The sequence below is a fragment of the Streptomyces sp. NPDC107562 genome, from assembly GCF_055657325.1.
Map to the genome: position 1 here is coordinate 77,527 of NZ_JBVKBE010000011.1, position 18,275 is coordinate 95,801.

Annotated in this window: 17 protein-coding genes and 6 pseudogenes; 17 read left to right on the forward strand and 6 right to left on the reverse strand. The window is 67.7% G+C overall.

Annotated elements, in window-relative coordinates; genetic code table 11:
* Window positions 1-7: 7 nt before the first annotated feature.
* A pseudogene (locus ACZ7LV_RS27120) lies at window positions 8-76 on the reverse strand (ATP-binding protein); the annotation flags it as partial.
* Between the two features lie 423 nt (window positions 77-499).
* On the opposite strand from ACZ7LV_RS27120, the gene ACZ7LV_RS27125 reads away from it, so the two are divergent.
* The 3 genes from ACZ7LV_RS27125 (at window position 500) to ACZ7LV_RS27135 (ending at window position 4,467) form a co-directional block, all read left to right on the forward strand.
* The gene (locus ACZ7LV_RS27125) at window positions 500-1,483 is read left to right on the forward strand and encodes a threonine ammonia-lyase (RefSeq protein ID WP_471942938.1); all 984 of its coding nucleotides are present in this window, start codon (window positions 500-502) and stop codon (window positions 1,481-1,483) included.
* 854 nt (window positions 1,484-2,337) lie between these two features.
* A complete protein-coding gene (locus ACZ7LV_RS27130) occupies window positions 2,338-3,975 on the forward strand; it encodes a TIGR03086 family metal-binding protein (RefSeq protein ID WP_471942940.1) in 1,638 nt (545 codons plus the stop codon).
* A 42-nt stretch (window positions 3,976-4,017) separates the two neighbouring features.
* Window positions 4,018-4,467, forward strand: coding sequence for a hypothetical protein (locus ACZ7LV_RS27135; protein WP_471942942.1), 450 nt, complete (start codon window positions 4,018-4,020; stop codon window positions 4,465-4,467).
* A 236-nt stretch (window positions 4,468-4,703) separates the two neighbouring features.
* Here ACZ7LV_RS27135 and ACZ7LV_RS27140 read toward each other — a convergent pair.
* Window positions 4,704-4,809 (reverse strand): annotated as a pseudogene (locus tag ACZ7LV_RS27140) (IS5/IS1182 family transposase); the annotation flags it as partial.
* Between the two features lie 153 nt (window positions 4,810-4,962).
* Between ACZ7LV_RS27140 and ACZ7LV_RS27145 the strand changes: the two are divergent.
* Both ACZ7LV_RS27145 and ACZ7LV_RS27150 read left to right on the forward strand, forming a co-directional pair.
* The gene (locus ACZ7LV_RS27145) at window positions 4,963-5,298 is read left to right on the forward strand and encodes a hypothetical protein (protein WP_471943225.1); all 336 of its coding nucleotides are present in this window, start codon (window positions 4,963-4,965) and stop codon (window positions 5,296-5,298) included.
* 80 nt (window positions 5,299-5,378) lie between these two features.
* Window positions 5,379-6,032: pseudogene (locus tag ACZ7LV_RS27150) on the forward strand (class I SAM-dependent methyltransferase).
* 399 nt (window positions 6,033-6,431) lie between these two features.
* Here the strand turns inward: ACZ7LV_RS27150 and ACZ7LV_RS27155 are convergent.
* The gene (locus ACZ7LV_RS27155) at window positions 6,432-6,581 is read right to left on the reverse strand and encodes a hypothetical protein (RefSeq protein ID WP_471942944.1); all 150 of its coding nucleotides are present in this window, start codon (window positions 6,579-6,581) and stop codon (window positions 6,432-6,434) included.
* Window positions 6,582-6,593: 12 nt separating this feature from the next.
* Here ACZ7LV_RS27155 and ACZ7LV_RS27160 point away from each other — a divergent pair.
* Window positions 6,594-6,772: pseudogene (locus ACZ7LV_RS27160) on the forward strand (ATP-binding protein); the annotation flags it as partial.
* 34 nt (window positions 6,773-6,806) lie between these two features.
* Here the strand turns inward: ACZ7LV_RS27160 and ACZ7LV_RS27165 are convergent.
* Window positions 6,807-7,178 (reverse strand): hypothetical protein, encoded by a 372-nt coding sequence (locus ACZ7LV_RS27165; protein WP_471942946.1) that lies wholly within the window; start codon window positions 7,176-7,178, stop codon window positions 6,807-6,809.
* A 360-nt stretch (window positions 7,179-7,538) separates the two neighbouring features.
* Between ACZ7LV_RS27165 and ACZ7LV_RS27170 the strand changes: the two genes are divergently transcribed.
* The 9 genes and pseudogenes from ACZ7LV_RS27170 to ACZ7LV_RS27210 form a co-directional block, all read left to right on the forward strand.
* Entirely contained in the window at window positions 7,539-7,976 is a 438-nt protein-coding gene (locus ACZ7LV_RS27170; RefSeq protein WP_471942947.1) for a hypothetical protein, read from the forward strand.
* A 100-nt stretch (window positions 7,977-8,076) separates the two neighbouring features.
* Window positions 8,077-8,427 carry a transposase gene (locus ACZ7LV_RS27175; protein WP_471943217.1) on the forward strand — a complete coding sequence of 117 codons (351 nt, stop codon included), beginning with the start codon at window positions 8,077-8,079 and terminating at the stop codon, window positions 8,425-8,427.
* Window positions 8,428-8,805: 378 nt separating this feature from the next.
* The gene (locus ACZ7LV_RS27180) at window positions 8,806-9,075 is read left to right on the forward strand and encodes a hypothetical protein (RefSeq protein WP_471942949.1); all 270 of its coding nucleotides are present in this window, start codon (window positions 8,806-8,808) and stop codon (window positions 9,073-9,075) included.
* A 99-nt stretch (window positions 9,076-9,174) separates the two neighbouring features.
* Window positions 9,175-9,768, forward strand: coding sequence for an RNA polymerase sigma factor (locus ACZ7LV_RS27185; protein WP_471942951.1), 594 nt, complete (start codon window positions 9,175-9,177; stop codon window positions 9,766-9,768).
* Complete coding sequence (locus ACZ7LV_RS27190; RefSeq protein ID WP_471942953.1) at window positions 9,768-10,475, forward strand: hypothetical protein; 708 nt, start codon at window positions 9,768-9,770, stop codon at window positions 10,473-10,475. Before ACZ7LV_RS27185 ends, ACZ7LV_RS27190 begins: the two co-directional genes overlap by 1 nt.
* Window positions 10,476-10,849: 374 nt before the next feature.
* Window positions 10,850-11,617 (forward strand): polysaccharide deacetylase family protein, encoded by a 768-nt coding sequence (locus tag ACZ7LV_RS27195; RefSeq protein ID WP_471942954.1) that lies wholly within the window; start codon window positions 10,850-10,852, stop codon window positions 11,615-11,617.
* 887 nt (window positions 11,618-12,504) lie between these two features.
* Window positions 12,505-12,747 (forward strand): SDR family NAD(P)-dependent oxidoreductase, encoded by a 243-nt coding sequence (locus ACZ7LV_RS27200; RefSeq protein WP_471942956.1) that lies wholly within the window; start codon window positions 12,505-12,507, stop codon window positions 12,745-12,747.
* 222 nt (window positions 12,748-12,969) lie between these two features.
* Window positions 12,970-13,498: pseudogene (locus ACZ7LV_RS27205) on the forward strand (DinB family protein); the annotation flags it as partial.
* Window positions 13,499-13,739: 241 nt separating this feature from the next.
* A pseudogene (locus ACZ7LV_RS27210) lies at window positions 13,740-13,901 on the forward strand (DUF6233 domain-containing protein); the annotation flags it as partial.
* A 237-nt stretch (window positions 13,902-14,138) separates the two neighbouring features.
* On the opposite strand, the gene ACZ7LV_RS27215 reads toward ACZ7LV_RS27210, so the two are convergent.
* Together ACZ7LV_RS27215 and ACZ7LV_RS27220 are read right to left on the reverse strand one after the other, a co-directional pair.
* Window positions 14,139-14,426 carry a DUF6355 family natural product biosynthesis protein gene (locus tag ACZ7LV_RS27215; protein WP_471942958.1) on the reverse strand — a complete coding sequence of 96 codons (288 nt, stop codon included), beginning with the start codon at window positions 14,424-14,426 and terminating at the stop codon, window positions 14,139-14,141.
* 397 nt (window positions 14,427-14,823) lie between these two features.
* On the reverse strand, window positions 14,824-15,036 hold the full coding sequence (locus ACZ7LV_RS27220; RefSeq protein ID WP_471942960.1) for a hypothetical protein: 213 nt from the start codon (window positions 15,034-15,036) through the stop codon (window positions 14,824-14,826).
* Between the two features lie 1,047 nt (window positions 15,037-16,083).
* On the opposite strand from ACZ7LV_RS27220, the gene cseB reads away from it, so the two are divergent.
* Window positions 16,084-16,779: a two-component system response regulator CseB gene (cseB, locus tag ACZ7LV_RS27225; RefSeq protein ID WP_471942962.1), complete on the forward strand. Its 696-nt coding sequence runs from the start codon at window positions 16,084-16,086 to the stop codon at window positions 16,777-16,779.
* A 10-nt stretch (window positions 16,780-16,789) separates the two neighbouring features.
* Window positions 16,790-18,034 (forward strand): ATP-binding protein, encoded by a 1,245-nt coding sequence (locus ACZ7LV_RS27230; RefSeq protein WP_471942964.1) that lies wholly within the window; start codon window positions 16,790-16,792, stop codon window positions 18,032-18,034.
* The last annotated feature ends 241 nt before the right edge of the window (window positions 18,035-18,275 follow it).

Below are 18,275 nucleotides of genomic sequence, written 5' to 3' on the forward strand. Positions count from 1 at the left end.
GTGCTGGCGAGGCGGTGCCGGTTTCGAAGGTGAGGCGGTCGACGATGGCCGCGCACAGGCGAGGGTCGGTGAACGTCTAGGTCCAACCATGTGGGGCTGGCTTGTTCCCCTACAAGAGTTGCCGCTGCCACCTGGCCGTATCCCGTCAAAAGCGGTCCTCGTCTGCTAGGGGCGAGCCTCTCGGCCTTACGACGGCAATCCCGGCAGAGCCGGATGCCGGCGGCGCGGACGGGATGACGGTGGTGTTGCGGCAGTTCTTCCGCTTCGCCCGCTCCCAGCGCGTCGCGCGGATCGACCCGACCCGCACCCTGATCGTAAATTACGCAACGGATTCCGTGGCTCTTAGGTGGGTTGTCACTGAAGCTGGGGCGATCGAAGTTCGTGCCAGCGATGATGGGTCACTTCACTGTTTGTGACACCGAAGAGGGGCCGATGGTCTATCCGGAGTCTTTGACGATCATTCGTGAAGCGTCGGCCAGCGGCGCTAGGCTGCTGCCTCGTGCAGGAGACGCGCCTCGACACTGCTCGGATCCGAGCCGCTCGGCGGGTGATCGACCCGATGTTTCTCGACACGCCGCTGTACCGCTGTGAGGCGCTGGAGCCCGTCCTCGGGTGCGCGGTGAGCGTCAAGCTCGAAACGGCGAACCCGGTCCGCAGCTTCAAGGCCCGTGGCACCGAGGTGGTTGCGAGCCTACTCGCCGAAAGCGGTTCGCGAGCCGTGGTGTGCGCAAGCGCGGGCAACCTGGGCCAGGCCCTCGCCTGGTCCGGTCGTGGCCGGGGACTCGACGTCACCGTCGTGGCCTCCCGCTTCGCGACCGTGGCCAAGCTTGATCGCATCCGCGCACTGGGCGCCAGGTTGGAGCTGGTGGACGGCGACCACGAGATGGCTCGTGAGCGGGCCGCAGCCATCGCGCGACGCGACGGGATTCGCCTGGTCGAGGACAGCCTGGACATCGAGACTTGCGAGGGTGCGGCGACCGTCGGCCTGGAACTGGTGGACGCTGTGTCGTCGTTCGACGCCGTCCTGATTGCTCTGGGCGGCGGGGCGCTGGCCACCGGTGTGGGGCATGTGGTGAAGGCCCTGGCGCCCGGGGTCGAGGTGATCTGCGTCCAGCCGCTGGGTGCACCGGCGCTGACATACTCGTGGCGCCAGCGGCGCGTCGTGACCAGTGACTCGACCGACACCATCGCTGACGGCGTCGCGGGGCGGTGTCCCATCCCGGCCGTCCTGGAGGACCTTCTCCTGGTCGCCGACGACGCCGTCCTGGTCCAAGAGGCGTCGATCATCGCCGGTATGCGGATGCTCCTCGACCATGCCGGCCTCGTCGTGGAGCCGTCGGCCGCGCTCGGCGTCGCGGCAGTCCTCGAAGACCGTGACCGCTTCACCGGCCGACACGTGGCCACCATCGTGTGCGGCAGCAACGTCGACATGGGCGCGTATCACCGCTGGGTCGGTGCCGGCCAGCCGCGGGACAGCTGGTAGCACGTGCGTGAACACCAGCGCCGGTCCCTGCCGTTCGCGGGGCGTTCGCACGGCCTCTGGCATTTTTTGCAGATCAACGGGTTGAAGAAGGTGGCTGGGTCATGGCCTCGGGATCCCCGCGTGCGGCATCGGCGGCTGCACCAGCGGCGATGCGGGTCAGACGGGAACTTCGTTGCTGTCGGGGTTCCGCAGAACGTCCTTGAGGGCAGAGGGAGCCGTGCTGTTCGATCATCCAGTGCCAGCGGGAGATCTGCCGTCTGCATTTCTCTGAGCAGGTGATCTCGAGGGCGGGGTGGTCGGTGGCAGGGGGTGCTCGCAGGCGACGCAGGTGCGGGGTTGGTGCTGCTCAGTGGTGTCCTTGTTGCGGAGCTGACGTTCGATGTAGGCCACTCTGCGACAGGCAGAGGAACAGAGCCGGTAGCGTTGACCGAACTGGATCTTCATGGGTTGCCGGCAGATCCGGCGGGGTTCTGTGACCTCGCGTTTGAGGGATGGGCGGGCGCGACATCGGGCGGTGAAGTAACGGGGCAGGTTGCCGAACGTGCGGTCGAGCGGGAAGACGGAGCCGCACTCCTTGCACTTGGCGGTGTCGAGAGTCCTCCGCAGCCGTCCGGCGTCACGGCCGGTGACGGCCGCGAGCCGTTCCCGGGACGGACTGCCTCGATATCCGGGAGGTCCCGCGAGGAAACGCCGCAGATAGGCGGGCAGGAGGTAGCTGGCATGGGTGTGTGGGCGTTCGACTGTTTGCGTTCAGCCGCGTACACCGAAACATCCCCATGAATCCGGCGGCGAGGGCCGGCGGAAGCCGGGTGCCTGTTGACTCTCCCTCCATGGGAGACCCAAGGGTGGAGCACATGCACGTCGATGACAACACGCTCTGGGGTATCGGGGAAGTCGCTCGGAAGACCGGGCTGTCGGTGAAGTTGATCCGGCACTGGTCGGACGCCGGGGTCGTTCACCCGGCACGTCGGACCACGGCCGGCTACCGGCTGTACGGCACCGAGGCACTGATCCGGTTGCAGCTTGCGCAGACACTGCGCGGGCTGGGCCTGGGGCTGGCGCCGATCCGGGACGTACTGGAACGCGAGGGCACCCTGCCAGGCGTGGCCGCGACGCACATCGACGCGCTGGAGAAGCAGATCCGCACGCTGCGAACGCAGCAGGCCGTGCTGCGTTCCGTCATCCGCCGCGACACCACTGCCGAAGGGCTCACCACCATGACCGAGCTGGCGCGCATGTCCGCCGCCGAACGCCGTGCCATCATCGAGGACTTCGTCACCGACACCCTGGGGGAACTGGACGTACCCACCTACCGACGGGGCCTGCTGGCGGCCACCCCTGACCTGCCCGCCGATCCCACCGACGAGCAGGTCGACGCCTGGCTCGAACTGGGCGAACTCGTCAGGAATCCAGCTCTGCGCGCCAGTGTGCGCCGAATGGCTCGCTACGCCGCCGAACACCACCCGGGCGAGCACGACGACAGCGCTGTGCGGGACGCGGAGCAGGTGACGGACGACTGGCTGAGGCGAGTGGAGACAGCGAGGGCGCAAGGCATTGCCCCGGATTCGCCGGCAGCCGATCCCGTCGTCGCCGCGATCGTGGCGACCTGGATCCCCACGCAGGCTGCTCCGGACGGAACAGAGCTTGTCGACGACGCGCAGGCCAGAGCTCTCCTCCTTGAGCAGCTCGAAGTCGCGTCCGACGCGCACGCGGAGCGGTACTGGCAGCTGCTGTGCATCATCAACGGCTGGCCCGTGCGGCCCAGCATGGCGGCAGCCGGCCGATGGCTGACGACGGCACTGCGGACGCATACTGAACCCGGTGTGCGAGCCGCGCGACTCGGCGAGATGTACGACGCCGGGGAGAACGCGTGGGAACCAGCCGGCGTGCTCCATGCCTGCGAGGAGGTCCTTGACGCCGTCGGCGTGCTCGTCTCCGAGGTGGAGCCGGGCCAGTTCGACCGGCCAACGCCCTGTGCCGACTGGGACGTTCGCGCCCTCCTCAACCATCTGGTCTGGGAGAACCTGCTATGGGCCGGACTGGCCGACGGAACTCCCCGCTCCGACTTCACCGCCGACCACATCGGGGACGACCATGTCACGGCCTTCCGTACCGCATCCCGGGCCGCCCGGTCGGCCTTCGCACGCCCGGGCATGCTCGAGCGACGCTACGGGCCCGCCCCTGGTCGACGGCTCGTCGAGCAGCTGCTGATCGAGATGCTGGTCCACGGATGGGACCTGGCCCAGTCCATCGGGCGCCCCTACGACACCGTTCAGCACGTCGCCGAGACGGCGCTCCCCGTCGTACGCGAGATCTACGGCGATCTGCCCCCTACTGCCGCCGGTTCCTTCGCTCCGCCGCAGCCGGTCCCCGATGACGCCGACCCTCTCGACCGTCTCGCCGCGTACCTGGGCCGCACGGTCACATCGGTGGCCATGGCCAGGTGCGGTTCATCGAACCGGGCTCGGCCCTGTCAGTACCACCGCGACTGAACGAGTGGATACGGTTCCCCTACGACGATGACTGCCCGGACCATGAAACGTACGGGAGCCCTCCTCGCGGCAGCCGCCGTGGCCGCGCTCGCCTTCCCCGTCCCGGCCCACGCCGCTGCCGTAGCCTGCGGCGGCGGGGTCTCGACGCAGAACATCGGCGCCCGGGGCTGTATTTCCGCCGAACGCTGGAAAGACGGGCAGATCTTCTGGCGCGAGATCACCGCTCATGTCCTCCTCACCAACTCCCGCTTCCACGCCTCATGGGTCGAGTACGAGGCGTATCTCCACGTGCAGGGAGACGGCAACGACTGGATGAAAATGGGCAGCGGCCGGACCCTCGTGCAGCGACGTTCCACGGTCGGCCCGATCGCCATCGCCACGAACACCCGTATCTGTGGCCCCGTCAAAATCACGATCCGCATCCACGTGAGGCCGGCGGGGGGCGCCTGGTCGAACTGGTCCAGCGCGGCAACCTCGCAGTGCCAGACCTGACTGTGCCAGACTTCGCACACCGCAGCGCCCCCGCCTCCACGCCCAGGAGGACGGGGGCTCTCGTGTCTCCTGCGGGGGAATTGTGCGGCCACGGGACGCCGGTGCAACTCCCAACAGGCTGGTGCATGAGACCGGTCGAAACAGCCGGCTTGTCACCAGTGAGGCACGCGGCTTGTCACAGATCCTCGTACCGGACGCTGGTGGCCGACTGGGCACTGTTTCTCGGATCATGTGCGGAGCCCAACCACTGACCAGGACGTAGATGATGGCCGCGAACAGCGTCTCATCAGGTGTGTCCTGCGTCCCGCCGCCCTGTGGCCGCACTTTCGACTGCTGGACCATCGAGGGGGTGTTCACGGTGGACCGGTACGGGACGGTGAGCGCCCCTCGCGCCACTGTGCTGGTGCCCCACGACTACGAGCCGCCCCGAGAGTCGCTCAACACCCCACTGGCTCCGTGCGCCTGCCCCGTGCATCGCAGGACGGGCGCGCTCCAGTGAGCGTCCCGCCGGAGCCGCAAGCTCTGCGGCCGGTCGAGCCCGAGCCCGGTGTGCTCGTACACCCCAGCGCCGACCGGCGGCTGGCCGTCGAGCACTGGCTCCTCTCGACACTCCACCCCGCGGACCATCCCCGCGCCCGGGTGGAGTGGCGGAAGCATCATCTGGCGCTGCTGCCGCTGGGCACACTGTTCATCGAGCGCCGCAGCGACGGCCTGTGCCTGCGCACCGGCGACTTCCTGAAGTCCCAGGGCTGGGCCATCGACGAAGAACTGTGGGCGATCGACGGCGCGAACTGCTCGCCGTGCGACGACAAGGTCCCCGACAGCCACTGACGCAGCTACTGTCTGCCCCCGCCCTCCCGCACCACAGGGGGGCAGGGGCTCCCGCGGTACCTACGACCAGAGGATCAGCAGTGCCCGTACCGCACGACATCCCCGCCGAGACCGAACTCTGGGACGCCTTCGCCGAGAGCGCGTTCGACCCCGAGGCGGAGCCCTCGTTCTGCTGGACGCAGTACGCCGGCCACGGTCCCGGGCCCGAACTCCTGGGCTCACCCGAGTCCGCACTGGAGATCGGCTGCGGCACCGGCCGCGCCCTCGCCCACCTCGTATAGCAGAGCGTCAAGGCCACCGGCGTCGGCCTGTCCCCCCGCATGGCGCAGCCGGCCGCCGAGCGGTGGGCGCCGCTCGGCGGCCGGATCGAACAGGCCGAAGTCCTCGCCTGGCTCGCCTCGGACCAGGCCCAGTACGACGCCGTCTACGCCATCTTCGGCGCCGCATGGTTCACCGACCCGTCCCGCCTCTTCCCCCTCGTGCACGAGCGCCTGGCCCCCGGCGGGATGTTCGCGTTCTCCCAGCCGCCGGCGATCCCCGGCGCCTACGGCCCGCAGGACATGTGGAAGGGCGCCTTCGCCGGGAAGGCCATGTTCACCTACCGCTACAGCTACAAGCCCGCAGTGCGGGAGCGCCACCTGCTCCGGGCCGGGTTCGCCACCGCAGAGACCCGCATGATCGACGCCCCCAAGCCAGGCCACATCGGCACATTGGTAGTGCGAGCCACGACCTGAACCTCTCCCCCGCGGCCCCGGTCAGCGTCCACCGCGCCGACCAGGGCCGCTTCATGTCTTGATCACATTCATCTCGGTTGCGGGCGCGGGTCGACGCCCGCACTGCCCACGGACACCATCAGCACTACTGGGCCATCCCCGCGGCGCGGGGAGCAGCTCGGCAGCTACCGCGACGCCGACGCCGCCGAGGCCCCCTACCGGGTGTGGGAAGCAGGCCCGTCGCTGCGTCGCGGTGCGGTGCGGTGCGGTGCGGTAGGGGGCCATCCCCGCGGGTGCGGGGTGCACTTCCTCCTCAATCAGGTGAGCGGGGGCCTGGTCGGCGATGAGCGCTGCCCTTGTCGTCACCGTTCTCGTTGCCCCTCTACTGACCAGGTCAACGTCCGTGTCCTGTCAAGCCCTTCATCTGGCTTCCGGCGCATCCTGCATCCAGGTTTCGAAGGCGGCGGCGTGGCAGGCCATGGCGGCTCTCCACGGGGCCTCGTCGGTATGGTCGATCTCCGCCCACAGGGAGGCGACGGCGGCGGAGAACGCCGCCTCCACGGCCTGCATCGGCGCGGCGCCATGACCCTGACCTCGAACAAGACCTTCAGCGAATGGTGCCAGGTCTTCGGCGACGAGGTCCTCGCCACCGCCATCCTCGACCCGCTCCTCCACCACTGCGAAATGATTTCATCAACGGCCCCAGCTACCGACTCAAGAACCGCCTCAAGGCGATCGAGCGCGAGAACGACGTGGCCTGACGACCCACATCGCTTCCGGCGGCCGAACACTTGATCAGTTGCTCATCACCGGCTGAAAGATCTCGGAGAACTCGCCGTTCTCGATCAGTCCGGCGATCACGTCGGCCATGCCGTCGATGCCCGTATCCCTGACGATCAGGCCGTCCGAGACCCAGAAGTACCGGCCGCCGAGGGCCTCGTCGGTCCCTGCCCAGAGTTTCATCAGGCGCTCGACTTCCGCCACGGTGAACACGGTCGCGGTCCAACGAGATCCATCCTCCAGAGTCACGAGGACATCAACGTTGCAGACCGCGTCTAACCCCTCGCCGTCGCTAGGCAGGAACGACGCTTCGAAACCCTCCATACGGACCCGATACCAGGGCTCGTCCCACCCTCGCTCGATCGGTTCGGACGTGCTGCGGCTCATTGCGCGAGTGTCCCTGGTTGGGACATCGATCTCAACCGAGGTCCCTGCCGCACTCCCGCCACCCGCGGCCAGAGCCGGAGCCGTTCGTCCGTACGCAACTGGGGCGAAAAGTCCGTTCACCGACCGCCCGGAACCACCAACCCGAACGACCCGGCACCGGCGGAATCAACAACCACAAGGAGTAGGCACATCAGAAACGCCGGACCAAAACCTCTCTTCATGAGCGAAGTCAAGCTCCGCCTGGTGCGGAGCCCGTTGCTTGTGATACGGACTGGTCACGCAACTCAGTTGACTTTGATGTCACTCGGGCCAGCGGGCAGGCCGCCTCCTGCCCGCGCCCCGGCCCCACAAGGGAAACAGATGCCCATCGGATACCGCCTGCTCCAGGCAGCAGCCGCGCTCGTGCTGGCCGGCCAGGCCCTCATGACCGCACTCTTCACCTTCGTCTTCGACACCATCAAAGCCTTCGCACCACTGGACGAACCTGCCGAGTCGGTGGCTGGCCGGGTGCAGACCTCCATGGCGGCCGGCACGGTCGTCATCACCACCGCCCTGTGGGCCTGCGCTGCGCTGGTGCGCTCCTGTTTGCGGGGCACCTCCGCGCGCGCGGCAGTCGCCGTGGCCGCCGCGGTAGAGCTGCTGCTTGCCGTCGGCGCCTTGCTGCAGGGCTTTGAGGGATCTGCCCTCCTGCGCGGGTCCGCATGGGCAATGCTCGTCCTGTGTTACCTGGTGGACCCGGCGCGTCGAGGTAACGACAAGCGCGCGGCGCACTCCCCGAGACCCGAACCGAGCGGCTGAGCCCCCGGACAGCAATTGCCGTCCGCCCCACCGGAGGTGTAGTGGAAGCGGGTGTGGGCGGACTGGCTGTGCGGCGAGCACCTCCCCCAGCGCCGACGCGATCTCCTGGAAGGACTACCGCGACCTGATACAAACCGCCCACCAGCAGCTTGGCGGCCCGATCGTGCTGGTCTGGGACAACCTCAACACCCACCGCACCGCCGGAATGCGCCGCTACATCGCCGACCGCGACTGGCTCACCGTCTTCCGACTGCCGTCCTACGCACCCGACCTCAGCCCCGTCGAAGGCATCTCGTCCGTCCTGCGACGCACCACCACGGCCAACCGTGCCTTCGCCGACCCCGACGACCTGATCACCGCCGTCCGGCGCGGCCTACGCCAGCTCCAGTACCGCCACGGCGTCCTCGACGGCTGCCTCACCGGCACCGGCCTCCGACGCCAGCCACCATGACGACATCACGCATTCAAGGTCAGTAACCCGTCAGGGCCAGAGAACCGCCTGCCGGGCCGGCCCTGGCCGCGGTGTCGTCCGGCGCGGCGCTTGCGCCGGATCCCGGAGTGGACCGACCGGCTGCCGCGGGTGCAGCCGGTTGTCGGGCAGGGCCGCCCTCCCGTGCGAGTTGTGCGGGATGCCGGACGCGCGGACGCGTCCTTCTGTCGCGCACTCGCGTCCCCATCTCTCAACCCCCGCTGGGTCAAGTGGTGCTTCGCGGCAGCCGAGGCGCCGACCCCTGTACGGCGCGTCGGCCGCCCTTGAGTTCCCTACGGCAGTGAGTGGTCCCAGTACTTGTCCTGGTCCCGCCCTCGACTGCTGCTCCTGGACGAACCCATGTCCGACCTGGACCCACGTGTGCGCCACGAGAGGACGGCGGCTCTGATGAGCGAGGTGGCCGAACACGGGACCACCGTTCTGATGTCCACGCACTTGGTCTCCGAGATGGACGCCGTGTGCGACTACCTCCTCACGATCACAGGGGGCCGCGCACAGCTGGCCGGGGAGATCGACGACCTGCTCGCCGCGCACACCATGCTGGTCAGTCGGTCGAAAGCGTGCAGGCCGTGTTGCACACTGTCCCGGGGGCGCCTGAGGCCACCCTGACGGTCTCGGCGACAACGGGGGTGCGCAGGTCGTGTAACGCATCGGCTTCCGGACGCCAAGAGGGTGTGAAGGGGGACGGACAGATAGCAGGGAGTTGATGTGAGGCAACCGCCGGGCGGTTATCAGGTGGCGAGGATCGGGGAGGATCCGGAGGCGTTCGAGGCCTTTTACCGTGAGCACGTGGAGGCTGTGTTGCGCTACGCCACTCGACGCAGCCGTGACCCGCATACCGCGGCCGACCTGGTCGCCGAGGTGTTTTTGGCCGCTATGTCCGGAGCTCACGGTTACCGGGACGAACTGGGCAGTCCGGTCGCGTGGCTGTATGGCATCGCCAGGAACGTTGCGGCTTCCGAGGAGCGGCGTGCGGCCCGGGCATGGGTCGCGGAGGCGCGGATCGCCGGACGTCGCCTGCTGGATGGCGATGACATCGTCCGGTTGGAGGAGCGGATAGATGCCGAGCGGGATTACCGCGCACTGCTGGCAGACCTGGCCGCGCTGCCGGCCGGCCAAAGAGAGGTGCTCGAGTTGGTCGCGGTGGATGGTCTGACCGTGGCTGAGGCCGCTGCGGTGCTGGGGATCACCCAGGTGACCGCCCGTGTCCGGCTGCACCGGGCCCGGCGCGCTCTCAAGGTGGCACCGGCAATATCAGTTCCAGAGTGCGGTTCACCCTTCTCGTCCCTGGTGGAGGCCTGATGAACTCCGAACGCTTCGAGGAGCGGTTGCTACACGAGCTGAAGAAGCACATCCAGCAGGGCACCGGGCCAGCACGCGGTAACGCAGCGGCCGACGCGCGGGCAGCCAAGAGCCGTCGAGTGCGCTGGACCATGTTCGGCCTGGTCGGCACCACGGCTGCGGCGGCAGCGGCGGTGCTGATCACCGGAATGCCGACGCCGAGGTCCGAAGCGGGCCCGGAGCAGCCTTCGCAGGTCGGACCTACCTACAGCCGGATCACCAACGTTGCCTACACGTTGGAGCAGCAGAACACCGGCACAGTCAAACTGACCATAGAGGACCCGTCGCGCAGGCCCGATGCTGCAGCTCTGAGTCGGGACCTGGGCCGCGTGGGCGTGCGGGCGAAGGTCCTGCTCGGTGATCCGGACTGCCCGTTCTCCAGCCGGTTGGGGGGCGCAAGCCCGAATCCCGGGGACTCCGCCTCGGCACCGAATGCCGAGGCTTCCCGAAGTACGGCCAGTTCTCGCATCACTCAGGAGAACGGCAAAATGGTCGCCTATGTGGATCCGGCAGCCGTGCCGACCGCGGGCACGCTCGTCATCGGTTTCCCCGCCGCCCGCAGTGAGCGTCCCCTCGGCTCGATGACGATCAGGGATGCCGTGGGGGACGGCCCCGGCTGCATCGCATCGGCACCTGCAGACGGCACGCGATCCGTCCTCCACCGATAGCCTGCCGGCCGCGTGAGCGGCCAGGCGTGTGAGTCCGTCCCGCTTCTGCCCGGTTCATGACCCTCCGCCGGCCGTGGCGAGGGCGTTGCGGAATGGGTGACCACTGAGCCTTGTGGCAGCGCAGGCACAGCATTCTCCTGCTCTGTCGCCAGCCTCCTGAGCTCTCTATCAGGCTTGCGCGGTCCCTGGCGCGCCGGTCCGGAGGTGGCCCGCGGGGGGACACGGGGCCTGACATCGGACCGGCATTCTTTGTGCCTCCAGGACCGCCTCGCCATTCCGTCCTGCGATGGCCTCCGCACGCTCTGCGCCATCAAAACGTCGGCATCCTCAAATGGAACAGGAGTCAGATACATGGTTCTCATAAAAGGCGTCCAATGGTGCGCCTGCTGAAAAAACGGAAAGCTCTCACCCTAGCCCTGGCTGCGACCGTACCGCTGGCTGGAGTAATTGCCGTCGAGCTCCCCTTCAAAGAGACGATCTCCCCGCGGGCGGTGCGCGATGAGGCAGCCGAGAACTCCTACATCGCCTCTGGGCAGGCCGACTGCAGTATCAAGAAATGTATTGCGCTCACCTTCGATGGAAACCCCGGCGAGCCGACCAGTCGACTCTTGGACCTGCTGAAACAGCACAAGGCGCCTTCAACGTTCTTCCAGGAAGGCAGACGCATACACGAGCATCCGGACATAGTTCGGCGAATTCGGGACGAGGGGCATGAAATCGGCAATCACACCTGGAGCCACCCGCGGCTGACCGACATCTCCGATGAACAGATACATGAAGAAATAACCTGGACCGAACGTGCCATTCATGACATAACAGGACAGAATTCCACTCTCATGCGTCCCCCTCAAGGGCGGACCGATGACCGCGTTTCCGGCGTCATGCAGCAACTGGGGCTGGCGCAGATTCTATGGACGGTCACTGCAAAGGATTATCAGACGACCAACTCCGCTTTGATTACCCAACGGGTTCTCGACGGCGCCGGTCGCGACGGAATCGTTCTGCTCCATCCTCTGCACAAAGGCACCGTGCCTGCAATACCGTCCATATTGAAAGAACTCACTGCGCAGGGCTACACGTTCGTGACGGTCTCCCAGCTGCTTTCCCCGGCCGTCGCCCAACCCGGAAAGATTTACCGCTGAAAAAGCAGCCCGCAGACATCAAGGTTCAGGAGCACACTCGCTGCTGGCGCCGGGATCCTCTCGCCGTTGGCCGACGAGCCCGACATCCTCCTGGACCCTGATGTGGGCCCTTCTGCAGAGCTGAGTGGAAGCGGCCGTCGTGCTGATAAACCTCGGCCAGGATAAGCCGTGGATGACATCTCTTACCGCCCTGCCCGATCCCGTGAGCTGGCCGCCGTCGCCGAGTCGCGGTGGCGGTGGGTGCAGGAGCTCTACGGACCGGCGCGCCCAGGAGGGCGGCGGCCGTGGCGGTCAGACCGGAGATCAGCGCGGCGCCGCCGGAGATCCATCAGCGCGGCAGGACACGCCTCTTGCTCGACGGCCCCTCGGCCCGTCGGCCAGAGGTCGAATTTCCTCAGATGGGACAGCAGTCGTGCAGGCCGTTCCCTTGGCAATGCCCGTGGCACCCACTCCGGCCTCGTCTGAGTCGCCACCTGGCACGGGGCCGTACGCCCCGCCTCGTTCCGAGCAGGGCGAGCCTGGCAGGTCGGGTTCCTGGGAGCACCTCAGCCGGGGGCAATACGGCTGAGGTGCTCCCAGGAGCGGTACTGATCTGCTTGGGTCCGGTCCATCTCGAGTACGTGGTCGAAGGACCGGCTGCCGACGATCAGGCGCCGGGGTGGCCTGGGCAGGGCTTTCGCCGAGGCCGCCTTGGCGGGCGGCGACCGAGTCGTGGCCGCCGGCCGCAACATCGACCCTCTGGAAGGGCTGAGGGAGAAGTACCCCGACCACCTGCTCCCGCTCCCCCTGGATGTCGCCGACCGTCATGCGGTGTTCGAGGGGGTGGATCGAGCGGCTGCCGCGTTCGGCAGGCTGGTGTGCACAGCGCGGGCAGGATGCTCTACGGCATGGTGGGAGAAGCCACGGAGGAACAGATCCGGGCGTACATGGACGTGAACTTCTTCGGCGCCGGGCGGGTGGCCCAGGCCGTCCTTCCCCGCGTGCGTGCCCAGGGAGGGGGACGGCTGCTGAAGGTCACCTCGATGGGCAGCGGCGGCGGTATGGCCACCGTCGGCCACTACGGTGCGGGCAAGGCCGCGCAGGACTCGGTGAGCGAGGCACTTGCGATGGAGTCGAAGGGTTCGGCGTGAAAGTCACCATCGTGCAGATGGGCGGTGACAACACCGGCCTGTTCACCGCCGGTACCACGAGGACCGCACCCATGGCGCCGTATCAGTTCCTGCGCACCGAGATGGAGGCGATGTGGGGTGACGCCGTCGCTCCAGAAGCGGACACTGCCGCACCGGTCATCATGGAGCTGGCGGCACTGCCGGACCCGCCGTCTGTCTCCACACCTGGCTCCCCTCGCGCCGCTGACGGATCGGCTGGGCGTACTGCTGGAGCAGTTCGACCAGGTCAGGGAGGCGGCTCAGGTACGCCTGTCAGGGCTCAGCGACGAGGAGTGCCTTTGGGAGACGGCCCCCGGCTGCTGGTCGATCCGGAACCGGGAAGAGGCTCGGACACCGCGGGCGTTCGGACCCGGCGAGTGGGTCATGGACCTCGGCGCCCCGACATCCCGGGTAGCGAGTACGCCGAGGTGGCGCGGCAGGATGCCAGTGGCATGACCATCGAGAAGATCGCCGACGACTGGAGCGTGAGCGTCGAGCGGGTCCAGGAGGTCCTCGCCCACACCGCTAGCCCGACGTGGCGCCGGTGACAACCATCGCCTATGGGCTCGGGCACCTGCATCTGCAGTTCGCCGGGGCTTGGGAGTGGACCTTCGGTGAGCGGCGGCAGGACCCAAAGCTGATGGTCGACTTCAGCCCCTCCGCCGCGGTGGCGGTCGAGACGTTCTGGGTCTCGGTCGACCGCTGGCGCGGCAGTGTCGCTACAGTCGCCGAGGCGTTCCTCGGTGTCGGTGAGGTAGTCGACGCGGCGCATACTCCTACGAGAGCGCTCGTTCGAATATGTGGGCAAGCGGAGGTGCACGGCAGCCGGGAGCAGCAGGTGGGTGGTCAGGAGCCGCTCTCGCGTCTCGACTGCGGTTCGCGCGGCGCGTCGTGGAACAGCAGGCCGCCCGGCAGCTGCGGCTCATCGACGGCTGGATCAGCGCTGAGGAACGACGAGGCGGAACGCCGCCGCGGTGCCGAGCGGCGGCCGGCCCTGCCGGAGTGGCTGGTCCAGTACGGGCTCAACCACGTGGCTGGTCCAGTACGGGCTCAACCACACGAACATCGACGCCGTACACGTAGGCGACTGCTGGGCCGCAGCCCAAAGCGGCCGCTGCCGCCCCGCGACCCGGCAGCAGGCGATCGACGCCCTGCGCCAGCAGGTCCAGCCGTGCATCCACTGCAGGCCCGACCACCCTCGGCATCCTCGACTAGCCCAGCACGGCCTGGACCACCCTGAGCGCCTGTCTCCGACCCGTAACAGCAGGCAGAGGGCCGCCAGTCCGGGATGGGAGCTTTGCGTCAGCGTGCGGGGAACGGTCACTGCAACCGTTCCCCGCACGCTGACGCTGAGTGCTTTCACACTACCCAGATCAGCACGTACGGCCGGTGTACCAAGCACCGTCGATACCGGAACTGGAGCCGATCCAGGTCACACCCGGTCCCACACACCGCTCGCTGTTCGGGCCCCAGTCATCGATCTCGATGACGATGTGTGAGCCGTCCGAGGTGCAGTGGTTGTAGTAGGCGTCGGAGTGGGTCTCGTAGAAGCCGCAGGGGTTCGCTGCGGCTGGACCGGCACTCATCGTGACTGCGCCGGCGGAAGCGAGCATGAGAGCGACGGAACCAAGGGCACCGGTCGCGATACGACGAAGACGCAAGGGGAGCTCCAAACAGTAGAGGGACGAGAGTCCGAACCGCAAAGTGCCTGCCGATCCGCTGTCGAGCCCGAGAATGGCAGCTCAGAGCAGCCGTTTCGGTCGCAGTGACACCGTTCACCCGACGAATCGATTCGTTTCTGCGCCAACCGGTTGATCTTTGCCCGTTCCTTGTACGCCGGGTCAGAAGCAGACATGCCGGCTCCACCCGCTGGGTGACCTTCCCAGGCGCGTCTTCGTTGAGGACACGCGCACCTCCCCGAGCGCGAGCGGGGGCCCGGGCACGCCGTGTGAACCTGCCCGGCCCCCGCATCCTGACCGGTCCTGGGTACTCCTCACCCGCGGGGCCGACCTTCCCCTCGAGGGCGTCCGGCCCGGCCTCTGCAGGGGCGTCCGGTGGTCAGGTGCGGCGCTTGAAGAGCGCTGTGAGCAACCCGCGGTGCTGCCGGGGCAGGTCAATCCGGCAGTCGGGGCAGTGCCGGTCGCCTTCGCACCGTTGCTCGACGCCTTGGACCTGCAGGAACAAACTGCCCGGGCCCTGGCCGACGACCTTCGCACACAGATCGACAGCCTGCAGGACCGACTGCGGCAGGCCGAGACCCACCTGGAGCATCTGGCGATCACCCGAACGACTGTCACCGGCCTCGCCCGACTGGCTTCCGGCCGCCGCACCAGCCCTGCCGGAGCACCCGGACTACCCCCGTATCCTCGCCGTCTCCAACCACACGACCGGACCGCTACGGGCCAGGGATGTCTGCCAAGCACTGGGCCACGAACTGCTGCCGAAGAGCGTCGAGGGCACCCGCGCCAAGCTGAAACGCCTGGTCAAGCTCGACATTCCCACCGAGGTCGACACCGGCAACTTCGCGAGAAGGTCATAGCCGGACACCTACGGTCGGCAATCTCTGGCCACAAATCTGGTGTGCGTACTGGTCCTCCGGGCCGACGTCTTGGACCACCTGCTCGGCTTCATGCACCCGACCCGTCTCGCACATCAGCCGAATAAGGATGTACAGGGCGTCACGGTCACCGTCTTCGGCGCGGTCACGCAGCTCCGCCTCCCTGCCCCGCTCCCGAAGTGACCTGTTGAGTCTTCGACGTGCGTGGTTATCCGTGAGGGCGCGCTCCGTAAGTTCTGGAATCCGTTCCGCTCGGACCAGAAGATCCATGTGCCACAGATGATTGCCGTGCATGTCTGGATCGTCGGAGAAGCACTCGGCGTGGGCGCTTACACGAGTATCGCCTGTCGCCCCACGGGACAGAGCCTTCGAAGTAACCGCTGATGAGCGCCCTTCAGAGCAAGTGAAGGTCAAATACTCACGAAACGCCCAATTAAGAGAACAAAGGAAGCGGAGGTAGGTGCCCCGCGCTTGATCCGATCTGTGACACAGGACACTGCACGACCGTCTGCCCTAAACGCCCCGCAGCCCGTACACGGTCGCGACGATACGTGGCGGATACATGGTTGAGGTGCAGCTGATGCGGGGTTACGGTCCGGGGACTACATAAATCGGGCAGGGTGGTCCGGTAGCGCCGGTGCAGCACCAGGGACATTCCGTCCGTTGTCGGGTGGCGCCGTCTGTCGCCGCATGATGGAGCTCCGACGCTCGCATGCGAGGGAGGGAGTTCCGTGCACGTGTCGCAGGCAGACGCTGCTCCGGTGGGCATTCTGCTGGTCGAGGACGACGAGGTGATTCGCCGATCGGTCACGATGGCGCTTGAGCGCTACGGTTACCGAGTCGTGCCCGCCGGTGATGGCCTGACCGGCCTCGAACTCTTCCGCGAGGGCGACCACGACCTGCTTCTGCTGGACGTGATGCTGCCCGGCCTGGACGGCATCGGGCTTTGCCGTCGGATCAGGGAGAGCAGCATGGCCCCGATTCTGATGATGTCTGCGCGGGGTGATGCGTTGGACGTGGTCTCCGGCTTGGAGGCGGGCGCTGATGACTACGTGGTCAAGCCCGTCGATATCGCGGTGCTGGTGGCCCGCATCCGTTCGCTGCTGAGGCGGGCCACCTTCGTCCCCGTTGTCACTCCTGCGCCGGCCTCTCCCGGCACCGGCACTGGGCGCGCCCCGTTGGTCTTCGGCGACCTGACCATCGACACCGCCGGTCTGGAGGTCTTCCTGGCGGACAGACCGGTCGCTCTGGCCCCGACCGAGCTGCGACTGCTGCTGGAGTTCGCGCAGAATCCCGGCATCGTCCTCGACCGGCAGACTCTTCTGCGTAACGTGTGGGACTACGGTTGGGACGGCGACAGCCGTGTGGTGGACCTGTGCGTGCAGCGGCTGCGCAGGAAGATCGGCTCCGAGCGGATCGAAACCGTCCGGGGCTTCGGCTACAAGCTGCGGCGCTGACGTGAACGCCATGCATTCCCTGCTCAACTGGCGTTCCCTGCGCTGGAAAATGGCTCTGCTAGTGGCCATGGCCTGCTGCGCCGTCGCGCTGACCGTCGGGCTGCTGGTCCACACCAGCACCCTGGACCGCTCGCTGAACGACGGTGCGGCCAACGCCGTGACCCAGCTGAACCAGGCTTTGGAAGACTACGCGCGGGACGGCGTTCCACCCGAGTGGCTGGAGACCGATCCCGGTGACTTCCCGGACGAACTGCTGCGTAGGCTTCACAGCAGGCAGGCACGTACCGCCGGTTTCGCCACGTGGTACGACAGCGACAGCACCGGCAACCGCCCCGAGATGTGGGCGGCTCGCCTCCACCGCGGCCAGCCTGTTGCAGTGCGCCTCGACATGACCTCCGACCAGCTCACCAGGCAGGCCCTGGACCGGCATATGTGGAAGTACTCCCTGGTCACGCTGGCTTTTGTCGTGCCGCTGTCGGCACTTGCCGCGGAACTGCCCCACCGCAGGCTGCGCCGGGTGGCGCGGACAGCGCGCCGGATCACCTCCGGCGACCTGGAGGCGCGGACAGGCGCCGGCCGGGGTGGTGATGAGATCACCGAGATTTCGGCCACGGTGGACTCCATGGCCGACAGTCTCAGTGAAAGGCTGGTGTCCGAGCAGCGGTTCACCGCCGACGTCGCCCACGAACTGCGTACGCCGCTCATGGGTCTGGTCACCGCGAGCACGCTGCTGCCTGAAGGAGAGGCCACCGATCTTGTCCGGGACCGGGTGGCCGTGCTGCGGGCCCTGGTCGAGGACCTGCTGGAGATCTCCCGGCTGGACGCGGGTGCCGAGCGCGCCGAACTACGGCCCGTACCGCTTGTCGAGGTGGTGGCGGAGTCGCTGGCGCGCACCGGTCTGACGGCGCGACTGGCCACGAGCGGTGCCCCGACCGCGGAGACCGATCCACGACGGCTCGACCGGATCGTCACCAACCTGGTGGTCAATGCGCACCGGCACGGTCGTGCGCCCATCGAGATCGAGGTGTCGGAAGCCACCGTGGTCGTACAGGACCACGGCCCCGGTTTCCCGGACGTGCTGCTCTCGGACGGGCCCAAGCGGTTTCGTACCGGCGCGGCGGAGCGTGGTAAGGGTCAAGGCCTGGGGCTGACGATCGCCCTGGGCCAGGCCAAGGTCATCGGGGCGACTCTGTCCTTCGCCAATGCCCCGGGCGGCGGAGCCGTCGCCACGCTCCGGCTGCCGAGGGCCGGCTGACGGGCCACCAGGACAACGGGACACCGGGTCACCGGGTCACCGGGTCACCGGGTCACCGGGACACTGCACAGAGGGTCCTCTCCCTTGCCCGGACGGCGGTCGCCGTGCTGCCGGCACACCGCGTGTGCGCTGCCGGCGCTCGCGTCGATACACGACGGATGGCCGGCTGAGCTGCGGTGGAGCGTCGGCCATGCCCCCACGGACATATGGCTCACCCAAGGTGATCGGCGTGCGTGAACGC

What these genes read in the sequence shown, in the direction of transcription:
- ACZ7LV_RS27190 (WP_471942953.1), top strand. Translation starts at nt 9,768, where the DNA reads ATGAACTCCGAACGCTTCGAGGAGCGGTTGCTACACGAGCTGAAGAAG.
- ACZ7LV_RS27195 (WP_471942954.1), top strand. Translation starts at nt 10,850, where the DNA reads ATGGTGCGCCTGCTGAAAAAACGGAAAGCTCTCACCCTAGCCCTGGCT.
- ACZ7LV_RS27180 (WP_471942949.1), top strand. Translation starts at nt 8,806, where the DNA reads ATGTCCGACCTGGACCCACGTGTGCGCCACGAGAGGACGGCGGCTCTG.
- ACZ7LV_RS27130 (WP_471942940.1), top strand. Translation starts at nt 2,338, where the DNA reads ATGCACGTCGATGACAACACGCTCTGGGGTATCGGGGAAGTCGCTCGG.
- ACZ7LV_RS27220 (WP_471942960.1), bottom strand. Translation starts at nt 15,036, where the DNA reads ATGCTCCAGGTGGGTCTCGGCCTGCCGCAGTCGGTCCTGCAGGCTGTC.
- ACZ7LV_RS27170 (WP_471942947.1), top strand. Translation starts at nt 7,539, where the DNA reads ATGCCCATCGGATACCGCCTGCTCCAGGCAGCAGCCGCGCTCGTGCTG.
- ACZ7LV_RS27200 (WP_471942956.1), top strand. Translation starts at nt 12,505, where the DNA reads ATGGTGGGAGAAGCCACGGAGGAACAGATCCGGGCGTACATGGACGTG.
- ACZ7LV_RS27165 (WP_471942946.1), bottom strand. Translation starts at nt 7,178, where the DNA reads ATGAGCCGCAGCACGTCCGAACCGATCGAGCGAGGGTGGGACGAGCCC.
- ACZ7LV_RS27135 (WP_471942942.1), top strand. Translation starts at nt 4,018, where the DNA reads ATGAAACGTACGGGAGCCCTCCTCGCGGCAGCCGCCGTGGCCGCGCTC.
- ACZ7LV_RS27230 (WP_471942964.1), top strand. Translation starts at nt 16,790, where the DNA reads ATGCATTCCCTGCTCAACTGGCGTTCCCTGCGCTGGAAAATGGCTCTG.
- ACZ7LV_RS27155 (WP_471942944.1), bottom strand. Translation starts at nt 6,581, where the DNA reads ATGCAGGCCGTGGAGGCGGCGTTCTCCGCCGCCGTCGCCTCCCTGTGG.